Below are 25,570 nucleotides of genomic sequence, written 5' to 3'. Positions count from 1 at the left end.
CTGCCTGTCCAGCCGGGCGAAAAACAAAGTAGTTGTCATATTTTTCACTATAAGAAAGACAGTGACGGGCCATTGACATGACCCGTCACTGAAATCAAAGCTGTGCCAGACGTTGCAGCATCTGATCCGAAGTGGAAACAGCTTTACTGTTTATTTCATAAGCGCGTTGCGTCTGAATCATGCTCACAAGTTCTTCAGCAACATTGACATTGGAGGTTTCCACATAACGTTGTTTCAGCATACCAGCCCCGTTTAAGCCCGGTGTGGACTCATTCGGTGCGCCGGAAGACTGAGTTTCGAGATAGAGGTTACCGCCCATGCTTTCCAGGCCGGTATCATTAATAAACGTAGCCAGCGTTAACTGTCCGATTTGCTGTGAGCCGGTTTGTCCGTTAACCGTGATACTGACGGTACCGTCATTACCGACCGTCAGTTGTTTCACATCCTGCGGGATCATGATGGCCGGCTGAACAGGATAACCATTCGACGTCACTAACTGACCATTCTGATCCGGCTGGAAAGAACCGTCACGGGTATACGCCGTTGTTCCGTCCGGCAACAGCACCTGAAAGAATCCTTTTCCTTCAATCGCCAGATCCAGCGGATTATTGGTCTGCACCAGGCTGCCCTGGGTATGCAGACGCTCCGTGGCAACCGGACGAACACCGGTACCAATCTGCAGGCCGGACGGGATCGTTGTCTGCTCCGAAGACTGAGCCCCCGGCTGACGCAGTGTCTGATACAGTAAATCTTCAAATACCGCGCGCTGACGTTTAAATCCGTTGGTACTGACGTTTGCCAGGTTATTGGAGATAACATCCATGTTCGTTTGCTGCGCTTCCAAACCAGTTTTTGCTATCCATAAAGAACGAATCATATTCCTGCTTCCTCTTCCTGTGACTAGCCGGCACTTAACAGCTGGTTAGCACTTTTGGCATTACTGTCAGCACTGGTGATCACTTTCATGTGCATATCGAAACTTCTGGCCGTGGCAATCATATCGACCATCGATTTAACCGGGCTGACGTTACTTCCCTCGAGCATTTCCGGCATCAGCTGTGCTTCCTGGTCAGCCGGTAACGGAGGTGCATCCGCAATTCCTGAGCGGAACAGGCCGTCATCGCCTCTGACCAGTGTCTGCACAGGGGCATTGACCAGCTTGATTCGTCCGACCTGAGCCAGTGCGGACGGTTCATCCCCTGCACCCTGTGCAGTGATGGTACCGTCAGAACCGATAGTCAGTGTTGATTGCGGCGGAACAGTCAGAGGACCGCCGTCTCCCATCAGGGGACGTCCGCGCACCAGTAATTGCCCTTCACTGTCAATTTCAATATTCCCGTTGCGGGTATATCCTTCCCCGCCGTCCGGCAGTTCAACCGCCAGCCAGATATCCTGAGGCAGTGCAACATCCAGTGCGCGCCCGGTCATATTGACAGGCCCCATTGCCGAACTGGATCCGGGGGTTGATTCAACAACCAGTGTCCGCGTTTCAACCGTCGGGCCGATAACAGGAACTGCACGATAGGCAGAAATCTGTTCCCGGAAACCGGTTGTTGATGCGTTAGCAAGGTTATTACTGGTAACAGCCTGACGATTAAGGGCGGCATTCGCGCCGCCCAGTGCTGTATAAATGACGTTATCCATAGTCAGCTTATGTTGACCAGTGTCTGTAACAGCTCAGACTGCGTCCGGATAGTCTGGGAGTTAGACTGGTAGTTACGCTGGAAAACAATCATGTTGACCATTTCCTGGCTGAGATCGACATTGGATGCCTCAAGGCGTTGCCCGTAGAGCTTACCCAGATTTCCGGTGCCTGAAATGCCGGTTGTCGGCTGACCGGATGCCGGTGTTTCGCTCCAGCAGTTATTACCTTCCGGCGTCAGTCCGCCCGGGTTGGTAAAGTTGCTCAGCAGAATCTGTCCCACGGTCTGACGCTGTCCGTTGCTGTATGAGGCAATCACTTCACCGTTATCACCGATGATAAAGCCGTTCATCTCACCCGGCGCATAACCTGTCGTGCTCGGGCTTTTCATTGAGGTGTCCGATGCCTGCTGGGTCATACCGGTCAGATCCAGCTCAAAATCCAGTGCCTCCGCACCATTGTACGGATCACCTTTGACACCCAGTTTGACCGGATCCTTTAACTGGCCTGATGTATCGAATTCAAGGGTTGTTTCCTGCCAGGCAGGGTTAGTTGTCGGTGATGTGGTATCCATAGAATAGGCTTTCCACTCGTTATCACCGGTCTTAACGTAATAAACGTTAATCGTATGTTTATTCCCCAGACTGTCATACGCATCGACCTGGCTGACAGAGTTGTAACTGCTGCCATTTTCAGGATCAAACGGGTTCGTTGTCTCGTCGATAGCTTCCGTTCCGGAGGAGAGGTTTCCGTTCATTTTACCGGCGTCAGACGCACGCGGCGGCATATTGCCGTTCGGGATCTGAATAGGTTCAATAGCGGCGCCCTGCTCAATAGTCGGTGGCGTACCGGTTGCCTGATAACCGGTCAGGTACATACCCTGGTTATTAATAATGTAGCCATCTTCATTCTGTTTGAACTGGCCGTTACGGCTGTAAAACACTTTACCGCCGCCATCAACCAGACGGAAAAAGCCATCGCCCTGAATACCCATATCCAGCTGGCTGTTTCCCATTCCCAGCACACCATCACTGAAATTCTGGTTCACACCGGCAACCTGAACACCCATACCGATCTGTGAGCCTGCGAAAACATCCGCAAACGCGATAGAACCTGATTTAAAACCAACCGTCTGTGAGTTGGCGATATTGTTACCAACAACATCCAGAGCCTGGGACGCGGCATTTAATCCACTGAGACCTTGTGAAAAACTCATATTTAATATATTCCTGAGGGGTTAATAACTGCGGTCCGGCCGTTACTGAACCTGATAAATCTCACCGAGCATAACGGTGCCGTTTAAGCCATTGAGATGTAAAACAGCCACACCGCTTTTTATGTCAACGCTTTCCACTTCAGCCGATTTTAATCCGACGATATCCGGTGCATCACCGCCGGCCGTTGTCGCCGAATACGTGACAGTGAACGGTCCGCCTTCCGGTTCTGCCGGCTGGAAGTTGGTCACATCGTCCATGGTGTAGGTATTGATACCTTTTTTCACATCCTGAATTTCACCAACATACACATTGCCCTGATCATCGGTGAAGGTAACTTTGACTTTTTCAACATCACTGTTGATAGAAAATGCCAGCTCCGGATTTTCGTCTTCCGTGATGGTTACCACCGTATCACCCTCAACGAGAACAGTACGGCCTATCCAGTTAACCGCATTATTCTGATGCATACTGAACACCACACCCGTATTCATGGCGACTGTGCTATTCAGTTTTTCGATACCGGCGGCGGTCTGGAACTGTGCCAGCTGAGATGTCAGCTGGTTGTTATCCATCGGGTTAGTCGGATCCTGGTTTTGCATTTGCGCAACCAGAAGCGTCATAAAGTTGCTTAATAAGTCATCAGCGGCACTGACCTGATTTACTGCACTGTAAGAATCGTCAGTGGTCGAATTTTGTGTTACGGGTGATACAGACATGTCAATTTCCTTACTGGCCTTACTGGCCTAACATCAATGTTTTCAGCATGAGTGTTTTTGCCGTATTCATAACTTCAACGTTTGCCTGATAACTGCTTGAAGCTGAAAGGGTATTCACCATTTCACCCACAACATCAACATTAGGCATACGGACATAACCACTGTCATCTGCAAACGGATTTGACGGGTCATAAATCAGGCGGAATGGCGCATCGCTTTCAATCACATCGGAGACCTGAACGCCGCCGATCTCTGTTCCGATGGACGGATTTACCTGAAAAACAACCTGCTTTGCCCGGTACGGCTGACCATCCGGTCCGGCAACACTATCGGCATTCGCCATATTGCTGGCACTGACATTCAGGCGCTTTGATTGTGCCGACATCGCGGAACCGGAAATATCAAAAATACTAAACAATGACATATAATTAACCCTGGCTGATAACAGTCATCATGCCTTTTAATTGTGAGCCGAGGATGGTTAAACTTGTCTGATATTTCACTGTATTATCAGCGAAATTGACACGCTCACGATCCATATCAACGGTATTACCGTCTGCACTTGGCTGATCAGGCACCCGGTAAAGTAACTGGCTGTTTTCCAGTACGGAAGATGCACCCGGAATATGTTTTCCGGATGTCATTGCTAATTTAACATTACCCATTTTCCCCACACTGAGACGATCATTCGCATCCTTCAGTTGTTGAGAAAAATCAATATCTCGTGCAAGATATCCGGGCGTATCTGCGTTAGCTATATTCGCAGCAATAATATCCTGACGCTGTGAAAGCAGCTGTAACGCCTCATGCTGAAAACGTAATTCATTATCAAATTTATCTAGCATTATCACACCCGGACAATATATTTTTCAGTTCAATTTATATTCTCATTTTATGAGAGAACAGGATAAATCTAAACTTTGAAAACCTGACAAAAGCTAAAGCTTTTATCTTTTTAAAATGTATGTAAATCTATTTACGAAACATTAAACACGCTAATTGCTGTCAGTTATGACGCTATTATCGCGCTATGGTTATAAGATATTTAATATACAATATCCGGATATGTATATTGTTTGATTTAACTCATTGAGGTCAGTGTGGACTTTAGATTCATCCGTTATTTTCTCTTACTGACGATTACGTTCAGCCTGCCTGCATTCCCGGCATCTGAGCCGTCTGCGGTACTGGAAAAAAACATTCAGACACTGATTGGCGGGGAACTGCAGAAAAACACCGTACCGGATGATGACCTCAGAATTAAAATTCTTTCTTCAGGAAAACAGCTGGAGAGCCTCTGCGATAACCCTGCTCTTTCACTCAGCGGGCAAAACAGCAAAGTCACCGGAAACCGGACCGTACTGGCCCGGTGCGGGAAAAAAAATCATTACATCCGGATCAATGTGTCAGTCACCGGAACATACTGGGTTGCCGGACAGGCATTGTTACCCGGTGAAGCCATCACCGCGGCACAGCTGGAACTCCGCACAGGAAGCCTGGACGGGTTGCCTGCGGATATCATCACTGATCCGCAGCAGATAACAGATAAGATACCAACCCGTTTAATCAAATCCGGACAGCCGGTTACTGCCGGTTCACTGAGAAAAACGTGGTCTGTACTGACGGGAGATGAAATCAGTGTCGTTGCTTCCGGTAATGGATTTCAGGTAACAACTGTCGGAAAATCAATGGATAATGGTGCTTTAGGTGATACTGTACGCTTCCGTACCCGTTCAGGCCAGATTCTCACCGGAAAAGTCACCGGAAAGAAAAAAGTCACAATAAATATGCAAAACTGACTTCAGTTCTTTTTGTGCCATGCCGATATAATAAGTAACCGACTAAAGAAATCGTTAGGGTGGAAAATGAAAATTGCCGTTGAACGCCTGGAACAAGTTAACCATCTTGCTGCGACTCAGCAGGATCCGTCAGCTCGTAACAAAGCCGCTGTATCAGAACAGAGTGCATCTGATAAAAATAATGACGCCTCGTTACAGGTTACTCTGAGTAAAAGAATCAGTAATATTAATACTGACACCACTCATGACGTTAATCTGGAAAATGTAAATAAAATTAAAATGCAGATCAGCGAAGGTAAATACCTGATCGATACTGATGAAATAGCACAACAACTGGTTGGTGATATTTTTAATCTTTCTAAAACTTATTGATAATTTATTTTTATGGAAAAACTACGGCACACATTACTTAAACTGCAGGAACTGCTGAACCAGATGGACAGTTTACTGGTAGAAGAAATTAAACAGCTTAGTTCCTTCAGAATAAATCCGGTCGCACTTCAGCCTATTTCTGATAATAAAAGCCGGATTCTTTCTGCTATCAACTTTTATGATAACCAGAGAAAACAATTAGAGAAACAAGGTCAGTTCAGTGCGCCTTACAGTAACTCACCGAAGTTATCTAATCTCTGGTCATCCATCGTATCTCAGACAAAGAATGCGAATGAGTTAAATCAAAAGAGCTATGCCTTATTAGAACTCCATATGCAAAAAATGCAGGAGTTTAAAAAAATGGTGAAAGATCTTGAGAAAAAAAATGCGATGTATGCATCCAGCGGAAAAACAGAACAGGAAAATACAGGACAAATGTATAATATATCCATCTGATTTAATTAAAATCAGAGGCTGGTAAATCACATTTTTTGTTCAGATAATTTTATCAATGAACGAATTTCCTGTTTATACCAATTACAATCACGATTAGTGACGGCAATTTCGTGCACTTTTAGCACTATCATATAGTCTTATTTCCGCTATAAAAGACGGTAAAATAACGCATCTCAGCGTTTTCTTTTTTATCGTCAATAACGGAATAATATCACGTGGTAAAACCTTTTCTCCGCAGCGGCCAACGCAGCGATTATTTGCCGTTAGGTGAAAACGGCCAAACAGTCTTTGATTCCGCGTTGCAAATACGTGAAGCCCTGCGTTTACAGGGCTTTCATGATGCAGCCAATTGTCTGGCAATACCGCAATGCCACAGTGACAGTGACCGTATTGACTGGTATGCCCCCCGTCACGGAACACTGACATCATGGACGCATATCAGCCATCCGCAGCGTTTGCACCTCATCAGCTATTTACAGGAACGCCACGCTGAACTGGACGCTTTCCGGCTGCGTTGCGGCAGCGCGGATAATATTTCCCTCAGACTCTTTGCGTCATTACTCAAACATGTTCTGCAGTTTCCGGGTGTACAGCATATCTGGTTACTGGATGATAAACCGGTCATTGAATTCTGGGGATTTTCTTCACTTCCTCTGCATTCGGATGCCCGTATACTCGATATTATTCTGCGGGAAGAGGAAGAGCGCCAGCAGCGGCTGATACAGTCAGCAGTGCAGGCGGAGCAGAGTGAACTGAGTGATGAGCAGGCCGCAGACGAACATCCCGGTGAACCGGATTCTGAAGAATCACCTCCGCTCGTTGTCAGCTTGTCGCAGACCTGTAACGTACCGGATGAAGAGCCCGTAAAACCGGCAGAATCAGAAACCCGTAAAAAACGCAGGTTCCCTGTTAAATATGCCGGGCTGGCCGTCCTGCTTATCGCGGGAGCCGCCGTATTATCGCTGCCGCTGTTTTATACACCGTCAGAGAATAAAAACAGCGGGACAGAACTCCGCCCAGCAGAGCCGGAACAGCAGACAGAACAACCGGAAAAAGCGCCTCAGCCTCTCCTTTCTGAAGTGGTAAAAAGTACATTATCAACCGTGATGAAAACCATTTCGTCTGCAAAACCGGTCGTTGTGACCGCTCCGGCAACGCCGGAACCGGAAGCATTACCGCCTGAACCGGCTGCACCTGAGATCCTCCCGGCAGAACCGGTACAGGATAAAGATACCCTGATCCTTTTCCCCAACTCAGTCAGAGCCGGCTCGGTTAAATTTCTGAACGGTAACTGGCAGGCTGTTTTCTTTGGTGAAACCGCGAAACCGGAGGCTTACCCTTCTGTGCGTCTGCAGATAATGAATGGTAAAGGTCATATACACCTTAATGACGGAAATAAGTCATGCCAGGCCCCTGTTTCTGCCGGTCTGCTGCCTTCCGGAACACTTTCCGTAAAAAGCCGCACACTGCGGGCACGGTGTAATGATGGTTCCCAGCAAACTATTCCGGATATCAGTTGCAAGCAGGGCACCGATTCCATCGCAATTTGTCAGGCGAAATGGTCCGATAACGAGTCATCTCAGCTTACATTCAAAAAAATTATGGATAAATAATACCGATGTTAACCGACCTTATTCATTATAAACCCGATGTAACGCTGATCCGCGACAGTGGCATCCAGTTTCTCGATTTTGGCCTGTATTTACCGGAAAACTCAGATAAAAAAGGCTATTTTGTCCGGCAGACCGCCAACGGCCCGCTCCTGCATCTTCATCACGATGAAAATGACGGAACATTTACTATCCCGTCATCACAGGGCGAAACGGCAGAGCGTGTCAGACCGGAAAGTGCCATTCTGCTGGCTGATTCACTCTCGGTATCAGAAGGTCAGTGGCTGCCTGTTCCCTGGCTCAGAGGCAAGACCGGGAATACATCCGCATCAGGTCCTGATAACTGGTCACGCATTCAGATAAACCGGCTTAAAGAGCCGGACGCCGCCGGAAATAACATCCGGATAAGCATTGCATTTGATACCCGCACACTCCATGAAAATGATGCCGACCCGCTTCTCGCCCCGGTTCAGTCTGACATCGATAACGGAATCCGTTTTTCATTCGTACGGGAAAATGATGATATCGCCGCATTCCTTGATAATACGTGGATTGACGGCTGGCTGCGTGAAGTCTTTCTGAGCTATGTTCAGCAGCATGAAGATCGTACTGAACAGGAAGTTGCATCCGCACTGAAATTATTTGAATATCAGGCTCATTATCTGAACATTCTTCACATGATGGCAGATCACCTTGCTTTGCCTGATGTTCTTTTAAGCAGCGGCACACTGTATACCCCGGCCATTCCGGTTGATCTGATTCTGGATGTCGGCAGTACCCATACCTGCGGCATGCTGGCAGAAGATCACCAACAGGAAAATGATGGTTTCCGTCAGTGTGAAGAGCTGCGTTTACGCTCGCTCAGTCAGCCGTATCTTATCAGTGACACACTTTTTTCCAGCAGACTTGAGTTTAATGAAGCGCAGTTTGGCAAATCGCATTTTTCTCTCGAAAGTGGTCGTGAGAATGCATTTCAGTGGCCATCGATTGTCCGTCTGGGGGATGAGGCAAAACAGTTAATGCATCAGCGCGCCGGCAGTGAGGGATACAGCGGTATCTCGAGTCCGCGCCGCTATTTATGGGATTCAGCGCCGGTCAGTCAGCCATGGCGTTTCAGCGGTCGCCGGAAAGAAGCGCCGGCTATTGCCGCGCCGTCCATGCTGCTGATGAATGATGAAGGGATCCCCCTGCATACCCTGACGCCGGAGGTACGGTTACCGGTATTTACCCCGCGTTACAGCCGGGCATCTCTGATGACATTAATGCTCAGTGAGCTGATCTCACAGGCATTAGTGCAAATGAATAATGTGGCGGCACGTCAGAAAAAAGGGCACCGGAATGCCCCGAGACAGTTACGTCATATCATTCTGACACTGCCGTCCGCAATGCCGTATGAAGAACAAAAGCATTTCCATAAGTATATGAGTGATGCCATCTCTCTGGTCTGGAAAAGCCTGTCATGGCATCCGCAGGATGCCGGATTCACCCTGCAGGAAGACAAAGCGAAGAGTTTATATCCTGTTCCCTCATTCTCATTTAACTGGGATGAAGCGTCCTGCAGTCAGTTAGTCTGGATATATAACGAAAGCCGCCGCTATGGCGGGAAAATTGATAAATTATTCGGACTGCTCGGCCGCCCGGATCGCCGGTATGACAACGGGGAAATCAAAGGCAAATCATTACGTATCGCTGCAATTGATATCGGCGGCGGAACAACGGATCTGGCGATAACCCGTTATGACCTCGACACCCGGTTAAGCAGTAACATAAAAATCACACCGCAGCTGCTGTTCCGCGAGGGATTTAAATGTGCCGGGGATGATCTTCTGCTTGATATTATCCGCCGCGAAATTCTGCCTGCATTTGAAAAAGCCATCACACAGGCCGGGGTCAGTAACAGCAGGAGTGTCATGCAACAGCTGTTTCAGGCTCAGGGACGATTTGATGATCAGGGCACATTACGCCAGCAGGTCTCATTACAGCTGATCATACCGCTCGGCCATGCATTGCTGAATGCGTGGGAACACGGCCGCACCGTTAATACAACATTCGGTGAATTGCTGGAGACATTACCGTCACCACACGTACTGGCATATATTGAAGAGACCGTAAGGTTATCCGGAGGGACATTAAATGTTCTGAATATTCCTCTGTACAGCGATCCTGAATCACTCAATCATGCCGCATTAACCGGTCAGCTTTCTCTCACCGGCGTGCTGAAATCGTTATGTGAAATCATTGAATATTACCGCTGTGATGTCCTTTTAATTTCAGGACAACCCGGCAGCCTCCCCGGAATACAAACGTATTTCCGCCGCCGCCAGCCGGTACCGTCGGTACGCATCATCATGATGCAGAATTATCCTTTGCACAGTGATTTTCCGTTCTGCCCGAAAAAAGGCGGCGAAAACGGTAAAATTACCGCTCTGCTCGGCGCCACGATTTTTCATCTTGCGACAGATCTCCGCCTTCCGGGATTCAATATCACACCCGGGAATATCACATCAGATTCGACTCTCCGCTATATGGGGGTGCTCGATGAAAATAATTTACTCAGTAACGAAAATATCTGTTATCAGCAAAACGATGACGGCAGTTTTCCGCAAGTCATCGATATTCCGATCCGCGGAAATATCCGGCTGGGGTTCCGGCAGGCAGATAACCCTGAATGGCCTGCGACACCGTTATATCAGCTGACCATCTCAGATCCGAATCTGGCAAGGGAGCTTGCCGGGGGCGAAATTCTGCATGTCCGTTTGTTACGGGAAGCCGGTCATGACGTATTTACACTGAAAGACGCAACACTTCAGAGCGGAAAATCAATCACACCGGAATGTTTACGTTTATCGCTGCATACACTGACAGACAGTAATACAGCCAACCGGGAATACTGGATCGACAGCGGAAACTTATTTCAATAATGATGACTAAATTCAATACATTAATTAACCGGATACAGACTCTCCGTCCGGATAATATCTGGCTGAATAATGAAGCCGATATCCTTATCGATCGTTTACTGCGATACAAACTGAGCCTCAGTCATTCAGAAACGGTACCGGTTACTCAGGATAACATCCTTCACAGCACCACACCGGTACCTTTCTCTGATGAGCTGATTGCGCATGTGGCAGATGATCATCAGTGCATTAATATTATGCTTGATAATATAACGCTGGATTATCAGGCAGATATATTGCCTAATCTCAGAAATACCTCTCTGGCTGTGAGGTTTACAGATTCACAGCCACAGTGTTACGGCCCTTATACACTGACATTCCTGCTGATGAGCCCTGCAGAGAAGGCCTGCCAGCTGATCACCCGTTATCCCGCCGCGATACAGGAAGAGGCTCTCCGGTATAAAATAACGGCGCTGGAAGAGCGTAAATTACAAAAAGATCAGGAGATTCTCGATCCTGCTGAATTTTTATCCGTTATCAGTATCCGGGAAAAATGCCAGCCCGCATCTCTGCCGATTTCTGCCGCCCTGATACTCCGGATAAGTGAACTCGTTCCGTTTCTCAGCAAACATGATCTGACCGACTTACTGTCACTTTTCTGGGGCGGCGATCTGTCGGCCACGACTGAGTGGCTCCGGTATCTGCAGGCTAAAAATACGGTGAAAAATGCCCGTCAGGTTATTGCGCCGTCAAGAACCGTTATTTCATCCGGTCTGATGTCAGATCCGTTAACCACCGCAGAATATCCGGCCTGTTTTGATGATATTCCGCTGTGCCCGCTGGCTGACGGCGTTCCGTTATCTGTCGTGCCATTATCACGCCAGAGCCTGTTTGAGATAAGCCGGGAAATCACACTGACCGTTGCCCGCTCTTCACGCCGGGATACCGTGATTATTCCGGATGATCCTTTCTTCACGTTCAGTGATTTTTATCAGCAGCGTGATGATACTGATATCCTGCTGCAACAGGAAAATGACGCATCACAGCTTTGCTCACACCTGGCTTTTCTGTTCCGTAATACACCGTTCAGTGAAAATGACATTCATGCACTTATCCGGACATTACAAACCCGTTCAGATCGCCATGGTGAATTACTGGATGGCCTGATGATTGATGAAACGTTACTGGGGGCATTAACCTATACGTCATCACAGGATGAATCATCCGTGTTTCCGGGTACCATTTATTTCCCGGATGAAGCACCGGCAGCCGGTAAAAATAAGTCCGGCGGGTTTGCGGCCAAGGCCTGGCAGTTATGGGTTAATCATATCCGGAAAAAAGGCTTCAGCAAAACGCTGAGAAAACGCAGCGGGCTGACAGACAAAGAGCTCAGCATGCTCTGCCAGATTTTGATTCAGGCCGGTTATCAGGCAAATTTACAGGATCACCTGGCACAGACACTGGAAGGATTGGAAAATAATGCCGTTGCCGGCGTTTGCTGTGCGGCCCGGGTACTTAATGAGTTTGTCGCCTGGCTTGGCTACAGTTTTGTCCATCCGGATGAACGTCCTCAGAGTAAAATGAATCCGGGAGCGCCGCTTTTTACGCCTTCATCCGCAGTCACCAGTGACACTGCTTTCTTTTCTTCAGACAATACTGTTTCCGGTAATACGATCTGGTTAGGGGACTGGCTTGTCGCCCTGTCACACAGAGCGGCAGAACTGCCGGAAGGATACGGATTAACGACGGCACAGCGCAGAGAAATGAACAAAATATTACCCAAAAACCTCAAAGAAAATTAAAGCGTCCGGTTACAAACAGAAATGACATAAAAAAACGGGTAAATGAGAAGTGGCTCATTTACCCGTCAGGAAGACTGATCCGGCTGGTTTATCCGTGTTTTATATAAACAAACACATTACTTTGATGATGAAAATAATTCAGTAATCTGTTATCTCAGCTGTCAATTGAGTAAAAACAAAACAACAATGTGTTTATTTTTACAATTAACCACTTTATGACTAGCTAATTAAGATATTATATTACAGCCTGATTGATATTCATTTATTCAGAGTGGGCTTCCCGATTTTACACCATGAAAATAGTCATCAATCATAGCTGATGTATCATTATAAAAATGATTATTTTCTAATATTCCTTCACGAAAAGGCAAATCAGAGAATAAATCATTAACACTGCATTCAAAAACCAGGCTGATTTTATACAGGGTATCTGCACATATTTTATTAACACCACGTTCATAACGGGATAACTGCTGATGAGATAATCCTGTTTTTTCGGCAATGTCACTAATATTCATGCCATTATACTGCCTTATTTCCTTTATTCTCTTACCGACGATGGCTGATATATCATTCATATTATTTATCACATAGTTAGTTAATACTTTGATTGTTATATCGCCACGATTCTTCTGTGTTGACCTCTGTACGCAGCGCTTTTATCAATCATATAATTGGCAGATATGATGCCGGGTGATGGAATAGCATCATTCTGTCATAATGCACTTACTGAAAAATAGTCAAAAAATGCATTGGATCATAATTAAATATCATAAACCTCTTACTCTGCGTTATAAAAAATAACCGTCAGACCTGAGTTTAATTATTATTGAAATTTGTAATTATGTTTACCGCGTAATGGTCATACAACCGAAGGTCACCATTACAAATAATGTTTGTATTCACCTTCATCACTCGTATTATGCAACCATAAGAATCAAAAAAACAGGAAATCAAACCCGAGAAAACACGAAGAAAGTGAATTTTGTTAAAAAATACAACTATGATTTATAATAACGTCAATATGCATATCTGCATCGTATAATAACCTGACAGTTATTCGCTTATATTGTGCGTTATACCACAAAATGCCGCGGCCTGTTCTTCATACGTTTTCGTACGATTGCCCTTCAGACACCGATCTCTGGCTTAAGATATTTTCTGTCTGAATTTAAGATGCAGCCTTTATAATCACCGCAAATAATACCCGCTAAAGAGTTTACTATGGACTGGTCATCACAATTCCGCCGCTTTGATAACGCCTTTAACCGTTTTTACGCCCGTAAAGCCTGGCTGGTATGGCTGATTTTACTCGCCCCCGGCCTGGGCAGCGTCGCCATGGCAGCGTTCGGGCCGCCAGCCGGCGGGGTGACGCTGATCATTCACAGTAAACTGGATCGGCCTGTTCTGGGATTCAGTGTCAACGGCGTGGCCGGCGGTAATTCCTGGGCACATGACCCGGACAATAAATACGCCGGTGAAAACGGAGCAACAACCTGCTGCGGCCGCATTACCGGAAAGACCGCCGAGGTGATCTGGACGTTAGATGTTACAGGTGATCAGTATGATGCCGGTATGCGCCCCGAGCAGCGGCGGGTGGTGATCCCGATGCCGGAAAGAAAGCGGGGCGAGAACGATCTGCATGTCCATTTTTTACCGGGCGACAACGTCGTCCTCGGATGGAGTGATAACGCATTTTCACCCTATTCCCCCCGCAGCCCTCACTACCGCCCGCTGCCTGACACAGAGGAAGCCGTGCAGTGATAAATGTTGTTGGCATCGCAGGTATTTTTTATTTTAATTTCTGATATGGCATTTATAATCACCGCAAATAATACCCGCTAAAGAGTTTACGATGGACTGGTCATCACAATTCCGCCGCTTTGATAACGCCTTTAACCGTTTTTACGCCCGTAAAGCCTGGCTGGTATGGCTGATCTTACTCTCCCCGGGCTGGGGCAGCATCGCCATGGCTGCGTTCGGGCCGCCCGCCGGCGGGGTGACGCTGATCATTCACAGTAAACTGGACCGGCCTGTTCTGGGATTCAGTGTCAACGGCGTAGCCGGCGGTAATGCCTGGGCATATAACCCGGACAATAAATACGCCGGTGACGACGGTAAATCAACCTGCTGCGGCCGCATTACCGGAAAGACCGCCGAGGTGATCTGGACGTTAGATGTTACAGGTGATCAGTATGATGCCGGTATGCGCCCCGAGCAGCGGCGGGTGGTGATCCCGATGCCGGAAAGAAAGCGGGGCGAGAACGATCTGCATGTCCATTTTTTACCGGGCGACAAAGTCGTCCTCGGATGGAGTGATAACGCATTCTCACCCTATTCCCCCCACAGCCCTCACTACCGTCCGCTGCCGGACACGGAGGAAGCCGCACGATGATAAAATATTTGGCGGCTGACATTACCGATTTACAGTACTTTCATTTGTAACATATTGAAATATTGTTTTTTTTTGCCATTAATTTAGCTTACGGGTAACATTCTTAGGTAAAATAACCTAATGAGAGATTTCCCATGTCAGGATACCGGCCGAATATATTCGGCAAAGCCATGGCGATTGATGGTGACAAAACCACAACAGGCGCCACCTGTATCGCATCGTCGAGCATGATAAAATACAAAGGCACCCCTGCGGTGATTGTCGGCAACCTCACCACCACCTGCCCGCAGTGCAAACAGACCGGTACGATAGCGACCGGAGACAGCCGGATGATGAATAACCGCAAACCACAGGCTGTTGACGGTTCAATCGTGCAGTGCGGCTGCCCTTACGGCACCAATACCGTGATTGCGGCGACCTCACCGGCCGAATCCCAGGGGTTCGGCTCCGTTATCTCACAGGGGATTTCCGCCGTCACCTCCGGTATGTCCGCCGCAATGCAGAGCGTCGCATCATGGCAGGAACACATCCCCCCGCAGTATATCAATAACACACCACAGGATAATAAGCGGACATTACACATCGGCTTCTTTTTTGACGGTGTGGGGCGCAACGCCGCACAGGATTAACACCAGGGACGGCTGAGTAATATCGCCCGGTTGTATCTGGCATACCCTATACCATCTGATGACACACGTACTGAAAATTATCGGGCACACTACATATCCGGTATAGGCACCCCCTTTGACGAATCAACCACCGAAAAAATCATGGGCGTGATGAATAACGCCCTCGGTGCCTTCGGCGATGAAATGAAAAGCAAACCCGGGGATATCGGCAAAGATGCCTTTCAGTCCTCAGTGAACGGGGTCAGCGGAAAAGACATCCTGGCACAGACGAAAAATACGCTGCTGACCCCGAAAGGCGTGATCGGAGAGCTGAAAAGTTCCGCCGTGAGCAGCCTGAAAAAAGCGGGTATCGAAGCCACCCCCTTGCTGCGTGATTCGGAATTTATTGCTTACACCGAATTAACCGGCGCGGATACCCGTCTCAACAGCGCAAAAATGCGCTTTGTGCAGTCATTTGAAAACGTTTTAAAAAATGGCTCCGTTCCGGTGACCTCGATTTCTGTTTCAGTTTTCGGATTTGACCTTGGGGGGGCACTGGCCCGCGAGTTTCTGGATATCCTGCTCGGGGATATCTGCGAAAATAATGATGACAGCGAACCGACTTACCGCAATATTCCGGTTAAGATTGCGTTTGCCGGGTTATTTGACTGCTCGCGGGATTCGCTGCTGAGCAGTGATAACGGTCTGGATTATGCAGCGGCTGCCATCGAGTGGCTGCCCGGGCCGTTCGCAAAAGTCGTGGGCATGGTGGGGTCAGGCTTCGGACGCCACTATCTTAAGCATATGTCCCCGTTACCGGAGGCTGTCAGCAGCTCCCTGCATCTGGTTGCCGCCCATGAACGGCGGCTGTGGAAGTGTGTTTACCGGACCGGCCGGAACAACGAAAAACATCAGGAAATCCTGATGCCCGGGTGCAGTGAGGACATCGGCGGCGGCCTGAAACCCGGAGAGCAGAAACCCAGTGCCGAACTCTCCCGTGTCTCACTGCAAAAAATGTATGAAGCAGCAAGGCAGGCTGACGTTCCTTTTCTTCGTTTAACAGCATTAAGAAAGAAATCGGCAACAGTTGCATCATACTTTGATATGAATGACAGAGTGAACGATAAACCGGTCAAAGAATGGGTTGAGAATTATCAGATGAAAGTCGGCATGGAAAAACTCAGCTACAACGCCATGAACCGGCACCTTGACGGGTACTTTGAGTGGCTGGGAAAACAGTTCTATGAATACAAAAGTGAACTCCGCAGGCTTGAAAAAAAGGAATCAGACATACTGACATCCGCAGGTTCGCTTCAGGGGCTGGGTTATACACGAGAGGCCAAACAGGAACTGTCCGATATCAATGGTGCTGTATATTTGCTGAAAAAACACTGGGGCTGGCTGTCAGAGGTATCAAAATCCGCAGATGTTTTGTTAACCCAGAAATATCATCTCCCGCCGCAGCTATTCTGGGATAACCTCGTCATACCGGCAAGAACACGTGCGAAGAAATTTATAGCGTACGGGACCGCAGGATACGACGGAAAACCGATGCCGACCGCACAGTGTCCTGATACACCGGAACTTTATGCGTGGTTTTTGCATGATGTCCAGCGGTCAGAGGGCATCAACAACGGATATTTCGCCATACGGTGGATGGAGCCGCGCAATTCATAACACGATGACAGAAATAAAAATAACAGCGCTGTCCGGCTGATGATTATCGCATACGTTCGCTTGCCAGATTATAGACATCACTGCGCTCCCGCTTACCGACGGCCACAACAGCAATAACAAGTGTGTCATCGATGACCTGGTAAACCAGACGGAAGCCGGATGAGCGCAGTTTTATCTTATAACACGCCTTTATTCCCCGTAATTTTGCAGAAGGAATATGGGGATTTTCACAACATTTTTTCAGTTTCCTGGCAAATTGCTGTTGTATCGTTTTATCCAGTTTTTTCCATTCTTTCAGCGCATCTTCCCTGAACTTAACGGTATAACTCATAAATAACTATCCAGATCAACATCCAGCAGTTTTTGGTTACTGCGTTCAGTAACTAACTTAATCAGTTCCTGGTCATCAAGCGCATCAAGCATTTTTTCGTAAAGCTCCGCCGGAACACAATAAAAAGCAGGCTGATTACGGTTAAGTATAGCGACCGGAAATCCATCACCGGCACTGACTGTAGCCATCGGGTTTTTTTTCAGTTCGCTGACACTGGCACTGGTATCACTTAAAATGATATTAGGCATCATATTCACCACTGAGACTTATTAACAGGTCTTTATAGTAAGTTAAAAAAGACCTGTTAACAAGTCTTTTTATCTTGCCGATCCTTAGAGGATACACTCAAATCTATCCATAGTGGTCAGAGCCGCCGGCAGCACCTGACCATAACGCATTTTTATGCGCGCCAGCGCATGTCAGGCGGCAAAAATTGCCGGTAATCTCTCTGAGGTCAGATAGCCGCCGAAGCCCGGCAGAGCCGGTTGCAGAGTGTTATATCGCACATACCCTCCCCCGCCCTGCCGGAAAAATCGGATATTGAAACCGTTTTTTACTTTTTTATTCCTGCCGGAGGCCGCAGTTAGCCGGGCTTGCCCGGATGTACTGCGCGTTATGCTGCGTAAACGCAGCATTAGGAGGAATAGTGTGCAGGAAGTAAAGCATCTCTTTTCTGAGCGGCGGGAACGGAGTTCCCTGCAAGCGAAGGCATTATATTGTTTTACTGATGGGGTGCGCTTAAAGACGCGCCCCTATCTCCTTTTTTTAAAAGGACGTTTTGTTCAGAAACTAAGAACGAATTTATCCGGATTGCAGGGGATCTGTTCGAAGGTAATTGTTCATTTTTAATACCGTTCGAAGTTAACAGGACGTTTTCACGCCAAATAGGGGCCGGTACAGGTACAAGTACCGCCTTTCCGGGCAAAAGATATCAGGTAAAAGCATAAAAACAGGGGATTTCCGGTAAAAATCCAGCACAAAAACCGCCGGGGAGGCGGTTATTTCAGAGGCAGACAGCATTAACCGTCCGGGAGATTATCCAGGTAACACTGATACAGCAGCTCCCCCTTAAGCGCAGGGAACTGTGATTTAATCCGCTTTTCCAGCGCATGCACTGTCGCGACAGGATTCATCTGCTTCCAGCGTTCATAGAGGCGCCATGCTTCCCCCGGCGTCTCTTTCTTCGGACGGGAAGCTGCAAGCTGCGCTTTTTTCTCTTTCAGTGCTTTTTCCTGATGATTCTTTTCGTTTTCCAGCTCCTCATCGTCACCGATGACCAGGCGGCGCAGTTTTTTCAGCATTTTTTTCAGGGCGTGGTGGTTATCCAGTGATGCCACATTGGAACGATTCATACGTAACACATGCCGGGCATAGCGTTTTTTATAGTCCTCCCGCAATCCGTTACGTTCCATCCAGCGCCTGAAGCTCCTGATGATATTGCGCAGTGTCCTCAGATCAAAACCCAGCCCTTCAAAAAACTCAGGCCGCAGCCAGATACGCATTGCTTTGTACTGTTTTGTTTCACAGTCAAAATCACGATGAATAACGATCAGCTTTGCCGCCTCCCAGTCATGCAGTGCGTGCAGCACCGGGTCATAACTTTTGCGGCCGTTTTCATACTGGTAAAGCTGACCGCATTGTTCAGCCAGTGCTTCCACTGAGCACATCACCTCAAATACATTCTCGCTCATCGGGTTGTAGTCCGTATTGGCGATCACAGCGAGTGCCAGAACATACCAGGTTTCGCGACGCTCGGAACGCACGGAGACACGCTGATTACGGTCACAGCGCAGCTGATAAATATGCTGATTACAGTTCCAGTCATGCTTGGCCAGTGCGGAGACAAAACGCCTGACGGCCGGGAGCTTAGGTAATTTACCTTTAAAGACAGGAAAACAATGACGGTGAACTTTACCCTCATGCCCCTGTTGTTTGTGAAGTATCAGGGAGTCAGACACATGCTCCTGCGCTTATGTTGTGCTGAAGGAGTTGAATTTTGCTCTGCATAACTCTATACTCCCTGTCAGGAAGTTAACATTATTCCTGACAGTATTGATTGATTGAAGGCCCTGATATCTTGCCTCACCGCCAAGTCAGAGAAGATGTCGGGGTTTTTTATTCTCAGGGGACAGTTTTGCTGCTGTTATCAGTCAGCTATCTGTTCATCTGCTCTCATCTCATGGCTGTCCGCATCCCCGGCATAATAGCGAGTCAGCACCTTCTGTATCTCTTTATCAAGTTCATCCTGTAATGCTTTCGGCACACGGTTAAATTCATAACTGAATCCCCTGTCTTTGGCCCGTTTACGCGCATACGTATTTTTGTCATTAAACGTCCGGAGCGGAACAACCACGGCCGCATCCGGTTTGTTTCTGCGCATCAGGTTATCCGTCAGTACCTTCAGTTCAGACAGAATAATTTTTTTCAGTTCATCCGGGATGGTCTGTCCGTTATTGATGAGCGTATTGACTTTATCGTTCATCTCCTTCAGAAGCGTTTTACGGGAAAGCGCCTCAGATTTGATCAGACTATCGATGAGCAGCAACAACCGGTAATCATTATGGCCCAGCTCGGACTGAACCGGGAAAAGTGCGATAAGGTCGCCGGGTACCGAAGCCGCCTGGATTGCCCGCGTCACTTTTGCTGCAGACAACTGCTCTGACGCCGCAATTTCCTTCTGTGACATCCCTTTTTCACGCAGTTGCATAAGACGCAACCCGATCTCCCGCAGGTTATGCTCCTTCGCAGTCTGGATATCAGCGGCCAGCTGCCGGGCATCGTCAGTGCTGATTTCGGTATCCGTTACCAGAACGTTTAACCCCACCTGACACAACAGGGCGGCTGCGCGTCGTCTTGAGCCATCCAGAATTTCTGTCTTGCCATGCGTGCGGTAACCGATGGCCGGGAAGAACTGCTGTAAACTTAATGTCCGCGTGATATCCGTCAGTGACTCCGGGGTCAGCGCACTCTGATCCCGGCCGTTGACCGAAAAGCGGACAAATGTGCGCTCTTCAAGTTCCTCAGCCGGAATATGAACCAGATGAAAAAGTGCAGATTTACCGGATTTGAGAATGAACCTCCGGGACTCAGCGGCTTCTGCCGCCGGGAAAACCGGGGATACCGCACTCAGTGTCCTGCCGATTGTTTTACGTTTAGTTTGCATAGTAACCCCGATTCTGACGTAGGAACTCAATACGATCGAACACTGCTTTGGAAAAATCCTCTACTGCGGCTTTGGCATTTTTCAGCGCTTCCGCACTGCCGATATACGTGGCCGGGTTTGCAGAGATCACCGTATCAAATGACTCGCCGCAGCGCTCAAATCCGTCCAGCCGCGGAAGAGCCACATCGAGCATGTCACCGCCGAAGATCTCTTTGGCCAGACTGTGACACAATTTATGGTCTGTCTTGTTGACCAGTTTGGACATAAAACCAATATTACTGATGAGATTCACCTGTGCTCCTGTCGATTCGATCATGCCGATAAGTTCAGGCAGCCGCGTCAGATACTTCAGCGTAGAGTGGAAATCAACCTGAGCCGGCGGTACCGGTGTCATCAGAATATCAACCGCCGCAATCGCATTGGATAAAAACGCATCCAGGTGAGGACCACTGTCAATAAAGATAAAATCATAGTCCTGCCGCAGTTTATTAATAATATTTTCCCGCAGCACCGTGTAGATGTTATGCCCCGGCAGGTACTCGTCGCACAGAACTTCCCATTGGGAGGCAATAAACGCATCTTCGATCGAGGCCGGGATCACATCAACACCCTGAACCACCGACGGCAGGATAAAATCACTGAGCAGTTCCTCGCGGGTCACATTCTGCAGCATGGCCTGGGCAGCCGTGGTTTCGACTGAGCCCACCGATTGCTTGTGATCAAGAAACATGGTGGCAGAAGACTGCGGATCCAGGTCAATGACCAGAATTCGCAGATCCTCACAAATCAGGTGCGGATGTGTGCGCAATCCGTGAGCCAGCGAGACCGTGCTGACGGTTTTCGACACGCCGCCTTTCAGGTTACCGATAAAGAGTGTGAAGGCCTCCTTATAACGGTCGCGGTATTTCGGCACATTGCGGTGATGGTAAATATCAATGATATTCCGGATACTCATCGCATATTTCTGTGCAGTGCCGGCCTCACGCTTTTCAAATTCATAACCCTGACTTTCCATTTCGCTGACGGCGTAATCCACGCCGGCACGGGTCAGCCGGGGGAGTTTCGCCACCGCCGCTTTTGAATAAACCTGATAATAGGATGTCTCATTGAGCTCTTCCTTCTGCGTCTGAACCTGGGTGGTTAATGACTGCAGAAGCCGGACTGAACGGCCGGCTATTTTATTAAACTGATTATTTTCATTCATCACACCAAACTCCCCGCATGCAGAATTCTGAACTGAATATAATAATCCTACATATCATCAGCATTGTAAACACTTTATACCCGCATTCTTTCACCATTGCAAAGGGCAACTCTATTGCTTTGATAACTAATGATTTTGTTAATTATTTCACATAGCTTTCATTCTGAAATCGCCCCAGTTAGTAGATCTAGTAATAAACGCTCATGTAATGTTAGTTTTAGTATTCCATAAAAAAAAACACTAACGCAACAGGAATGATCATTGTTATTTCTGCTTATGTGACGTGAGTAAGCAAAAAAAAGATAAAAATACGAATACGCAAAAATAGACAAGCCGGGTCTATGGACAACATAAAATTAACCGTGTATACAAATAAAAAAATATTTTTGACGGCGAATGAAGAAAATCACACAGGACGTATCAGAAAAAACCCGGGAATCGATACCCCGGCGAATGCCGGGGACAAAAAAGAGGAACCAATCAGCGGAAGGAAATATCAAAGTGAAGCATAGCGTCAAGAGTGAAAATCCGGGTGTAAATGTCAGTTGACGCTGATTTTTTATGTCCGAGATACGATTGAATTACTTTTACCGGCACGCCGTGAAAAATAAGATGCATGGCAAAACTATGGCGAAGTGTGTGACAGGTGACGGATTCGGTTACTAAAGAAAAACCATCCTCTGCCGCAAGACGTACTGCTTCACGCAACCAGTTACGCACTGTATTGTCACTGCGAACCGGCCAGATCTTATTCTGATTTTTATAGCGCATAGTCGCAAAGTAACTTTTCATCAGCCTCACATACTCTGCATCAAATAACGGTACAGCGCGTTTTTTTACCGCCTGCGGCTTATGCTTTACCGTGATATCCACCGGTTGACGCTGTTTCAGTGTTTTCAGTACAACAAATGGCGTTTCCGTATCAAAATAAAAATCGCCTTTAGTCAGAGCCATTATTTCATGAATACGACCGCCGGTATTCCACAGCGTATCAATAAGGGTACGCTGGTGCAGATCCGGAACATACTGCAGCAGGCGGTTGATTTCCGGTGCCAGCAAATAGCGCGGACAATCAAGTTCAGCGGCAATCGCCAGCGTACGCAGCTGACGGGCCCGTTCCAGATGACCGGTTGTCAGCAGGCCGGAACTCTGGCGGCGAAGGGATATCCTGCCGGTCTCCGGCAGCTCAGGGAAGTTGTCTGTCATAACAGTACCTTTTTGCCAGTAACAGAGATGGTATTAACGATAATTATCGTCATTCATCAGTACGACATCGAGCAGTGTATTACGGTGATCAGTGTCAAAATATCATTTCACCTCTGAAACAACGGCGGGAACATGCCTCTGTTTTTCTGCCGGGCCGGCAGGAAAAGATCTGCGCAGTTTGGTATCAGTACCTTTTTGCCGGTAACAAAGAGAGTATTAACGATAACTATCATAATTCGTCAGCACTGCATCGTGCAGTCTGTGACGATGGCCGGTGTCAGAAATAATTAAATATCTGAAACAATACCCGGAATACGTTCCTGCTTTCCGGCTGAGACAGTAAAAAAGATCGGTGAAATTGCTGTCAGTCTCTTTTCACCGGTAACAGAAATGATATTAACAATGATTATCATAATACATCGTTTTTATAAACTGCGTGTATTACAGCGTCCGGTGTCAAAACATCATTTCATCGCTGAAACGACAGCCGGAACACGTCTCTGCTTCTCTGCTGAGACGGTAAAAAGGATCCGCAGAATTCGGTATTATGGTGTTTATACCGGAAAACCGCAATAATAAGCAGGCTTATGTTACAGCAATGCGACTGTACTTATCTATATATAGTATGAACTGCACAGTCAGTGCACAACATACTGCCAACCGGCAATAAATCTGCCGGCGATCTGCCATTGCGGAAAATGACAGTAAAGCGCAATAATGAAAAATACATGATGATGTTCAAAAAACAGACAGCGCACAACGAATCAGGTGCGTTTTTTTTGCTGAAGGTAATATGAAAGCATGGGAAGGTACGAAAACGTCTTACAGGTACTACTAACGCGATTAAATAACGATACGGAGAATACGGTGACAAAAGCGTGACGGAGATCACTGCCTGTAACCACAAAACCGGGCGGGTCAGACTGCAATTAAAAAATAAATAAAAGTATGACTGATGTGATCAGCAGTGTGATTAATATAATTTTGGAAAGGGATTGCGGGGCTTCTGATGATTCAGCCACCGGCACCGCCGGATTATAAATCGGCTGAATATTCTGTGGTTCCGGCAAATAACCGTTATTTTCAATACGACGCCGGAAAATATAATTGATCAGCTCCTGTACCTGCACAGCTGTCAGGGGAGTCTGAACCTGGATCTTATAGGAATCCTGAGCATACTCTTTAAGTATGATTAATTCTTCCGGTTTCAGTATTTGTTTCAGCGCCGACTGCATCGTATCCAGTGTCATATTACTCCGTCCGGCCATAACAGTGCGGGCCTGAAGCAGAGCAACCAAATGAGTGAACAGAACGGATGGAATCAACGCCGCGCTTTTACTGCCTGACATTTTCAGTAAAGACTGCCAGATTTGTTCTTCCGGTTTTTTTGTTATATCAGCCAGTGCAGAAACTAACTGACTAAGAAAATGATGCTCGGCCTTCTGTATATACAGGCTGGTATTTATGACGGCGCTACCTTTAATCAGAGAACTGCTGTCAGGTGTCTGCCGTAACAGCATCAGGACGTCTTTTATCTGCTCACGGCTGAGCTGGCTGAGTGCCGTATGACCGTATTGTGCCCGGATAAAATCTCTGACAACTGAACTGTTTTTCCCCTGTCCCATCAGCTCGGTTAATTGTATTAATTGCAGAGAAGAAGTGCGATCCCGGCCGGCAACCCCGAGTCTCTGAATGATATTTTTTTCAACCTCAGCAAAATGCCGGGACAATAAAGGCGCATTATTCCGGATCCCTGCTTCCTGCTTTATCTGTGACCATAAGTCAGCCTGCCGGAGTTTTGTCAGCGATGCCAGCTGCGTTATCAGTCTTTCAAGAACCGCACGTTGCTCTCCTGACAATGGCTGTTTGTCTGACACCACATTCAGCGGCTCCTCACCTGAAAGCGGCAGCTGAGAATTAGAAATATTAGGTAACATCAGCTTGTGACCCTTCCGTTATATGCGGGCTGACAGAATAAGCTACCTGATTAAGGATCGCTTTACAGACTGAAAATGTAACAATAATTCTAACAGACAGCCCGGTAAAAATGATTTCAGAAAAAAAACTTTACATTTTATACGTATAAAGTGAAACACTTGATTAAGAGCATAAAAATAACTCCTTAAATAATAGTAGCTTATACATATAAAACCACCAAAATTTACAAGCTGTAAGTTATAGTTACAATTAGACATACATTTTGGGGAAAATTCTTAGAAAACATGTATTTTTAACTTATTATGATAATCAAATTGACATAACCCTATAATCCGGTTGCATTTTAGTGAAAAGCTTCACAACATCACTCGTCAAAAAATAGAATTATCATATAAATCAGTATGTTATTACAGTTTTACAAATAAACACTAAAACAATACCCTGTTGATCTTTAGTTATTTTTACCTAAAATACTCCTCATAAACGTGATTTTGGAGTAAAAAACCATTTTCTTCGTTTTTTTGTGTGAAAATT

At 47.1% G+C, this 25,570-nt stretch carries 24 protein-coding genes; 10 read left to right on the top strand and 14 right to left on the bottom strand.

Annotation, left to right across the window (positions count from 1 at the left end):
* Window positions 1-94 precede the first annotated feature (94 nt).
* Genes flgG through flgB form a run of 6 tightly spaced genes read right to left on the bottom strand, consistent with a single transcriptional unit; the run spans window position 95 to window position 4,420 of the window.
* Window positions 95-877 (bottom strand): flagellar basal-body rod protein FlgG, encoded by a 783-nt coding sequence (gene flgG, locus U868_RS0104840; protein ID WP_025152306.1) that lies wholly within the window; start codon window positions 875-877, stop codon window positions 95-97.
* Window positions 878-900: 23 nt separating this feature from the next.
* A complete protein-coding gene (locus tag U868_RS0104835; RefSeq protein WP_025152305.1) occupies window positions 901-1,644 on the bottom strand; it encodes a flagellar basal body rod protein FlgF in 744 nt (247 codons plus the stop codon).
* A gap of 2 nt (window positions 1,645-1,646) precedes the next feature.
* Window positions 1,647-2,858 carry a flagellar hook protein FlgE gene (flgE, locus tag U868_RS0104830; RefSeq protein WP_025152304.1) on the bottom strand — a complete coding sequence of 404 codons (1,212 nt, stop codon included), beginning with the start codon at window positions 2,856-2,858 and terminating at the stop codon, window positions 1,647-1,649.
* A gap of 42 nt (window positions 2,859-2,900) precedes the next feature.
* Complete coding sequence (locus tag U868_RS0104825; RefSeq protein WP_025152303.1) at window positions 2,901-3,575, bottom strand: flagellar hook assembly protein FlgD; 675 nt, start codon at window positions 3,573-3,575, stop codon at window positions 2,901-2,903.
* A gap of 19 nt (window positions 3,576-3,594) precedes the next feature.
* Window positions 3,595-3,999, bottom strand: coding sequence for a flagellar basal body rod protein FlgC (gene flgC, locus U868_RS0104820; RefSeq protein WP_025152302.1), 405 nt, complete (start codon window positions 3,997-3,999; stop codon window positions 3,595-3,597).
* Window positions 4,000-4,003: 4 nt separating this feature from the next.
* Window positions 4,004-4,420 (bottom strand): flagellar basal body rod protein FlgB, encoded by a 417-nt coding sequence (gene flgB, locus U868_RS0104815; protein ID WP_025152301.1) that lies wholly within the window; start codon window positions 4,418-4,420, stop codon window positions 4,004-4,006.
* Between the two features lie 255 nt (window positions 4,421-4,675).
* Here flgB and flgA point away from each other — a divergent pair, with 255 nt between their 5' ends.
* From flgA to U868_RS0104785, 6 genes are all read left to right on the top strand, one after another.
* Complete coding sequence (flgA, locus tag U868_RS0104810; protein ID WP_025152300.1) at window positions 4,676-5,374, top strand: flagellar basal body P-ring formation chaperone FlgA; 699 nt, start codon at window positions 4,676-4,678, stop codon at window positions 5,372-5,374.
* Between the two features lie 66 nt (window positions 5,375-5,440).
* Window positions 5,441-5,746 carry a flagellar biosynthesis anti-sigma factor FlgM gene (gene flgM / locus U868_RS0104805; protein ID WP_025152299.1) on the top strand — a complete coding sequence of 102 codons (306 nt, stop codon included), beginning with the start codon at window positions 5,441-5,443 and terminating at the stop codon, window positions 5,744-5,746.
* Window positions 5,747-5,758: 12 nt separating this feature from the next.
* A complete protein-coding gene (locus U868_RS0104800; protein ID WP_029990686.1) occupies window positions 5,759-6,202 on the top strand; it encodes a flagella synthesis protein FlgN in 444 nt (147 codons plus the stop codon).
* Window positions 6,203-6,417: 215 nt separating this feature from the next.
* Window positions 6,418-7,815, top strand: a complete 1,398-nt coding sequence (locus U868_RS0104795) for an SrfA family protein (protein WP_025152297.1) — start codon at window positions 6,418-6,420, stop codon at window positions 7,813-7,815.
* 5 nt (window positions 7,816-7,820) lie between these two features.
* Window positions 7,821-10,733 carry a virulence factor SrfB gene (locus U868_RS0104790; protein ID WP_025152296.1) on the top strand — a complete coding sequence of 971 codons (2,913 nt, stop codon included), beginning with the start codon at window positions 7,821-7,823 and terminating at the stop codon, window positions 10,731-10,733.
* Window positions 10,733-12,514 (top strand): virulence factor SrfC family protein, encoded by a 1,782-nt coding sequence (locus U868_RS0104785; protein WP_025152295.1) that lies wholly within the window; start codon window positions 10,733-10,735, stop codon window positions 12,512-12,514. Before U868_RS0104790 ends, U868_RS0104785 begins: the two co-directional genes overlap by 1 nt.
* Window positions 12,515-12,780: 266 nt before the next feature.
* Here U868_RS0104785 and U868_RS24015 read toward each other — a convergent pair whose 3' ends face one another.
* On the bottom strand, window positions 12,781-13,092 hold the full coding sequence (locus U868_RS24015; RefSeq protein ID WP_025152294.1) for a helix-turn-helix domain-containing protein: 312 nt from the start codon (window positions 13,090-13,092) through the stop codon (window positions 12,781-12,783).
* Between the two features lie 646 nt (window positions 13,093-13,738).
* On the opposite strand from U868_RS24015, the gene U868_RS0104775 reads away from it, so the two are divergent.
* The 4 genes from U868_RS0104775 to U868_RS23415 all read left to right on the top strand — a co-directional run bounded on the left by U868_RS0104775 (window position 13,739) and on the right by U868_RS23415 (window position 17,194).
* Entirely contained in the window at window positions 13,739-14,278 is a 540-nt protein-coding gene (locus tag U868_RS0104775; RefSeq protein WP_025152293.1) for a DUF3304 domain-containing protein, read from the top strand.
* A 91-nt stretch (window positions 14,279-14,369) separates the two neighbouring features.
* Window positions 14,370-14,909 (top strand): DUF3304 domain-containing protein, encoded by a 540-nt coding sequence (locus U868_RS0104770; protein ID WP_025152292.1) that lies wholly within the window; start codon window positions 14,370-14,372, stop codon window positions 14,907-14,909.
* 134 nt (window positions 14,910-15,043) lie between these two features.
* Window positions 15,044-15,538: a PAAR domain-containing protein gene (locus tag U868_RS25250; protein WP_071997693.1), complete on the top strand. Its 495-nt coding sequence runs from the start codon at window positions 15,044-15,046 to the stop codon at window positions 15,536-15,538.
* 141 nt (window positions 15,539-15,679) lie between these two features.
* Window positions 15,680-17,194, top strand: a complete 1,515-nt coding sequence (locus tag U868_RS23415) for a phospholipase effector Tle1 domain-containing protein (RefSeq protein ID WP_051583018.1) — start codon at window positions 15,680-15,682, stop codon at window positions 17,192-17,194.
* Between the two features lie 43 nt (window positions 17,195-17,237).
* On the opposite strand, the gene U868_RS0104755 is transcribed toward U868_RS23415, so the two are convergent.
* The 7 genes from U868_RS0104755 to flk form a co-directional block, all read right to left on the bottom strand.
* Complete coding sequence (locus tag U868_RS0104755; RefSeq protein WP_025152291.1) at window positions 17,238-17,525, bottom strand: type II toxin-antitoxin system RelE family toxin; 288 nt, start codon at window positions 17,523-17,525, stop codon at window positions 17,238-17,240.
* On the bottom strand, window positions 17,522-17,773 hold the full coding sequence (locus tag U868_RS0104750; protein WP_025152290.1) for a type II toxin-antitoxin system Phd/YefM family antitoxin: 252 nt from the start codon (window positions 17,771-17,773) through the stop codon (window positions 17,522-17,524). Before U868_RS0104750 ends, U868_RS0104755 begins: the two co-directional genes overlap by 4 nt.
* A 771-nt stretch (window positions 17,774-18,544) precedes the next feature.
* Window positions 18,545-19,483 (bottom strand): hypothetical protein, encoded by a 939-nt coding sequence (locus U868_RS0104740; RefSeq protein WP_025152288.1) that lies wholly within the window; start codon window positions 19,481-19,483, stop codon window positions 18,545-18,547.
* 188 nt (window positions 19,484-19,671) lie between these two features.
* Entirely contained in the window at window positions 19,672-20,688 is a 1,017-nt protein-coding gene (locus U868_RS0104735) for a ParB family protein (RefSeq protein ID WP_025152287.1), read from the bottom strand.
* On the bottom strand, window positions 20,678-21,892 hold the full coding sequence (locus U868_RS0104730; RefSeq protein WP_240182658.1) for an AAA family ATPase: 1,215 nt from the start codon (window positions 21,890-21,892) through the stop codon (window positions 20,678-20,680). The genes U868_RS0104735 and U868_RS0104730 overlap by 11 nt, the downstream gene beginning before the upstream one ends.
* Before the next feature lie 480 nt (window positions 21,893-22,372).
* On the bottom strand, window positions 22,373-23,098 hold the full coding sequence (locus U868_RS0104725) for a tyrosine-type recombinase/integrase (protein ID WP_051583017.1): 726 nt from the start codon (window positions 23,096-23,098) through the stop codon (window positions 22,373-22,375).
* Window positions 23,099-24,027: 929 nt separating this feature from the next.
* Window positions 24,028-25,035, bottom strand: a complete 1,008-nt coding sequence (gene flk / locus U868_RS0104705) for a hypothetical protein (RefSeq protein WP_025152283.1) — start codon at window positions 25,033-25,035, stop codon at window positions 24,028-24,030.
* Between the last annotated feature and the right edge of the window lie 535 nt (window positions 25,036-25,570).

This window comes from Morganella morganii H1r (genome assembly GCF_000633515.1).
Lineage (GTDB): Bacteria > Pseudomonadota > Gammaproteobacteria > Enterobacterales > Enterobacteriaceae > Morganella > Morganella morganii_B.
Note: the sequence above shows the minus strand (reverse complement) of the source record. Positions and strands in the feature narration are given on the sequence as shown.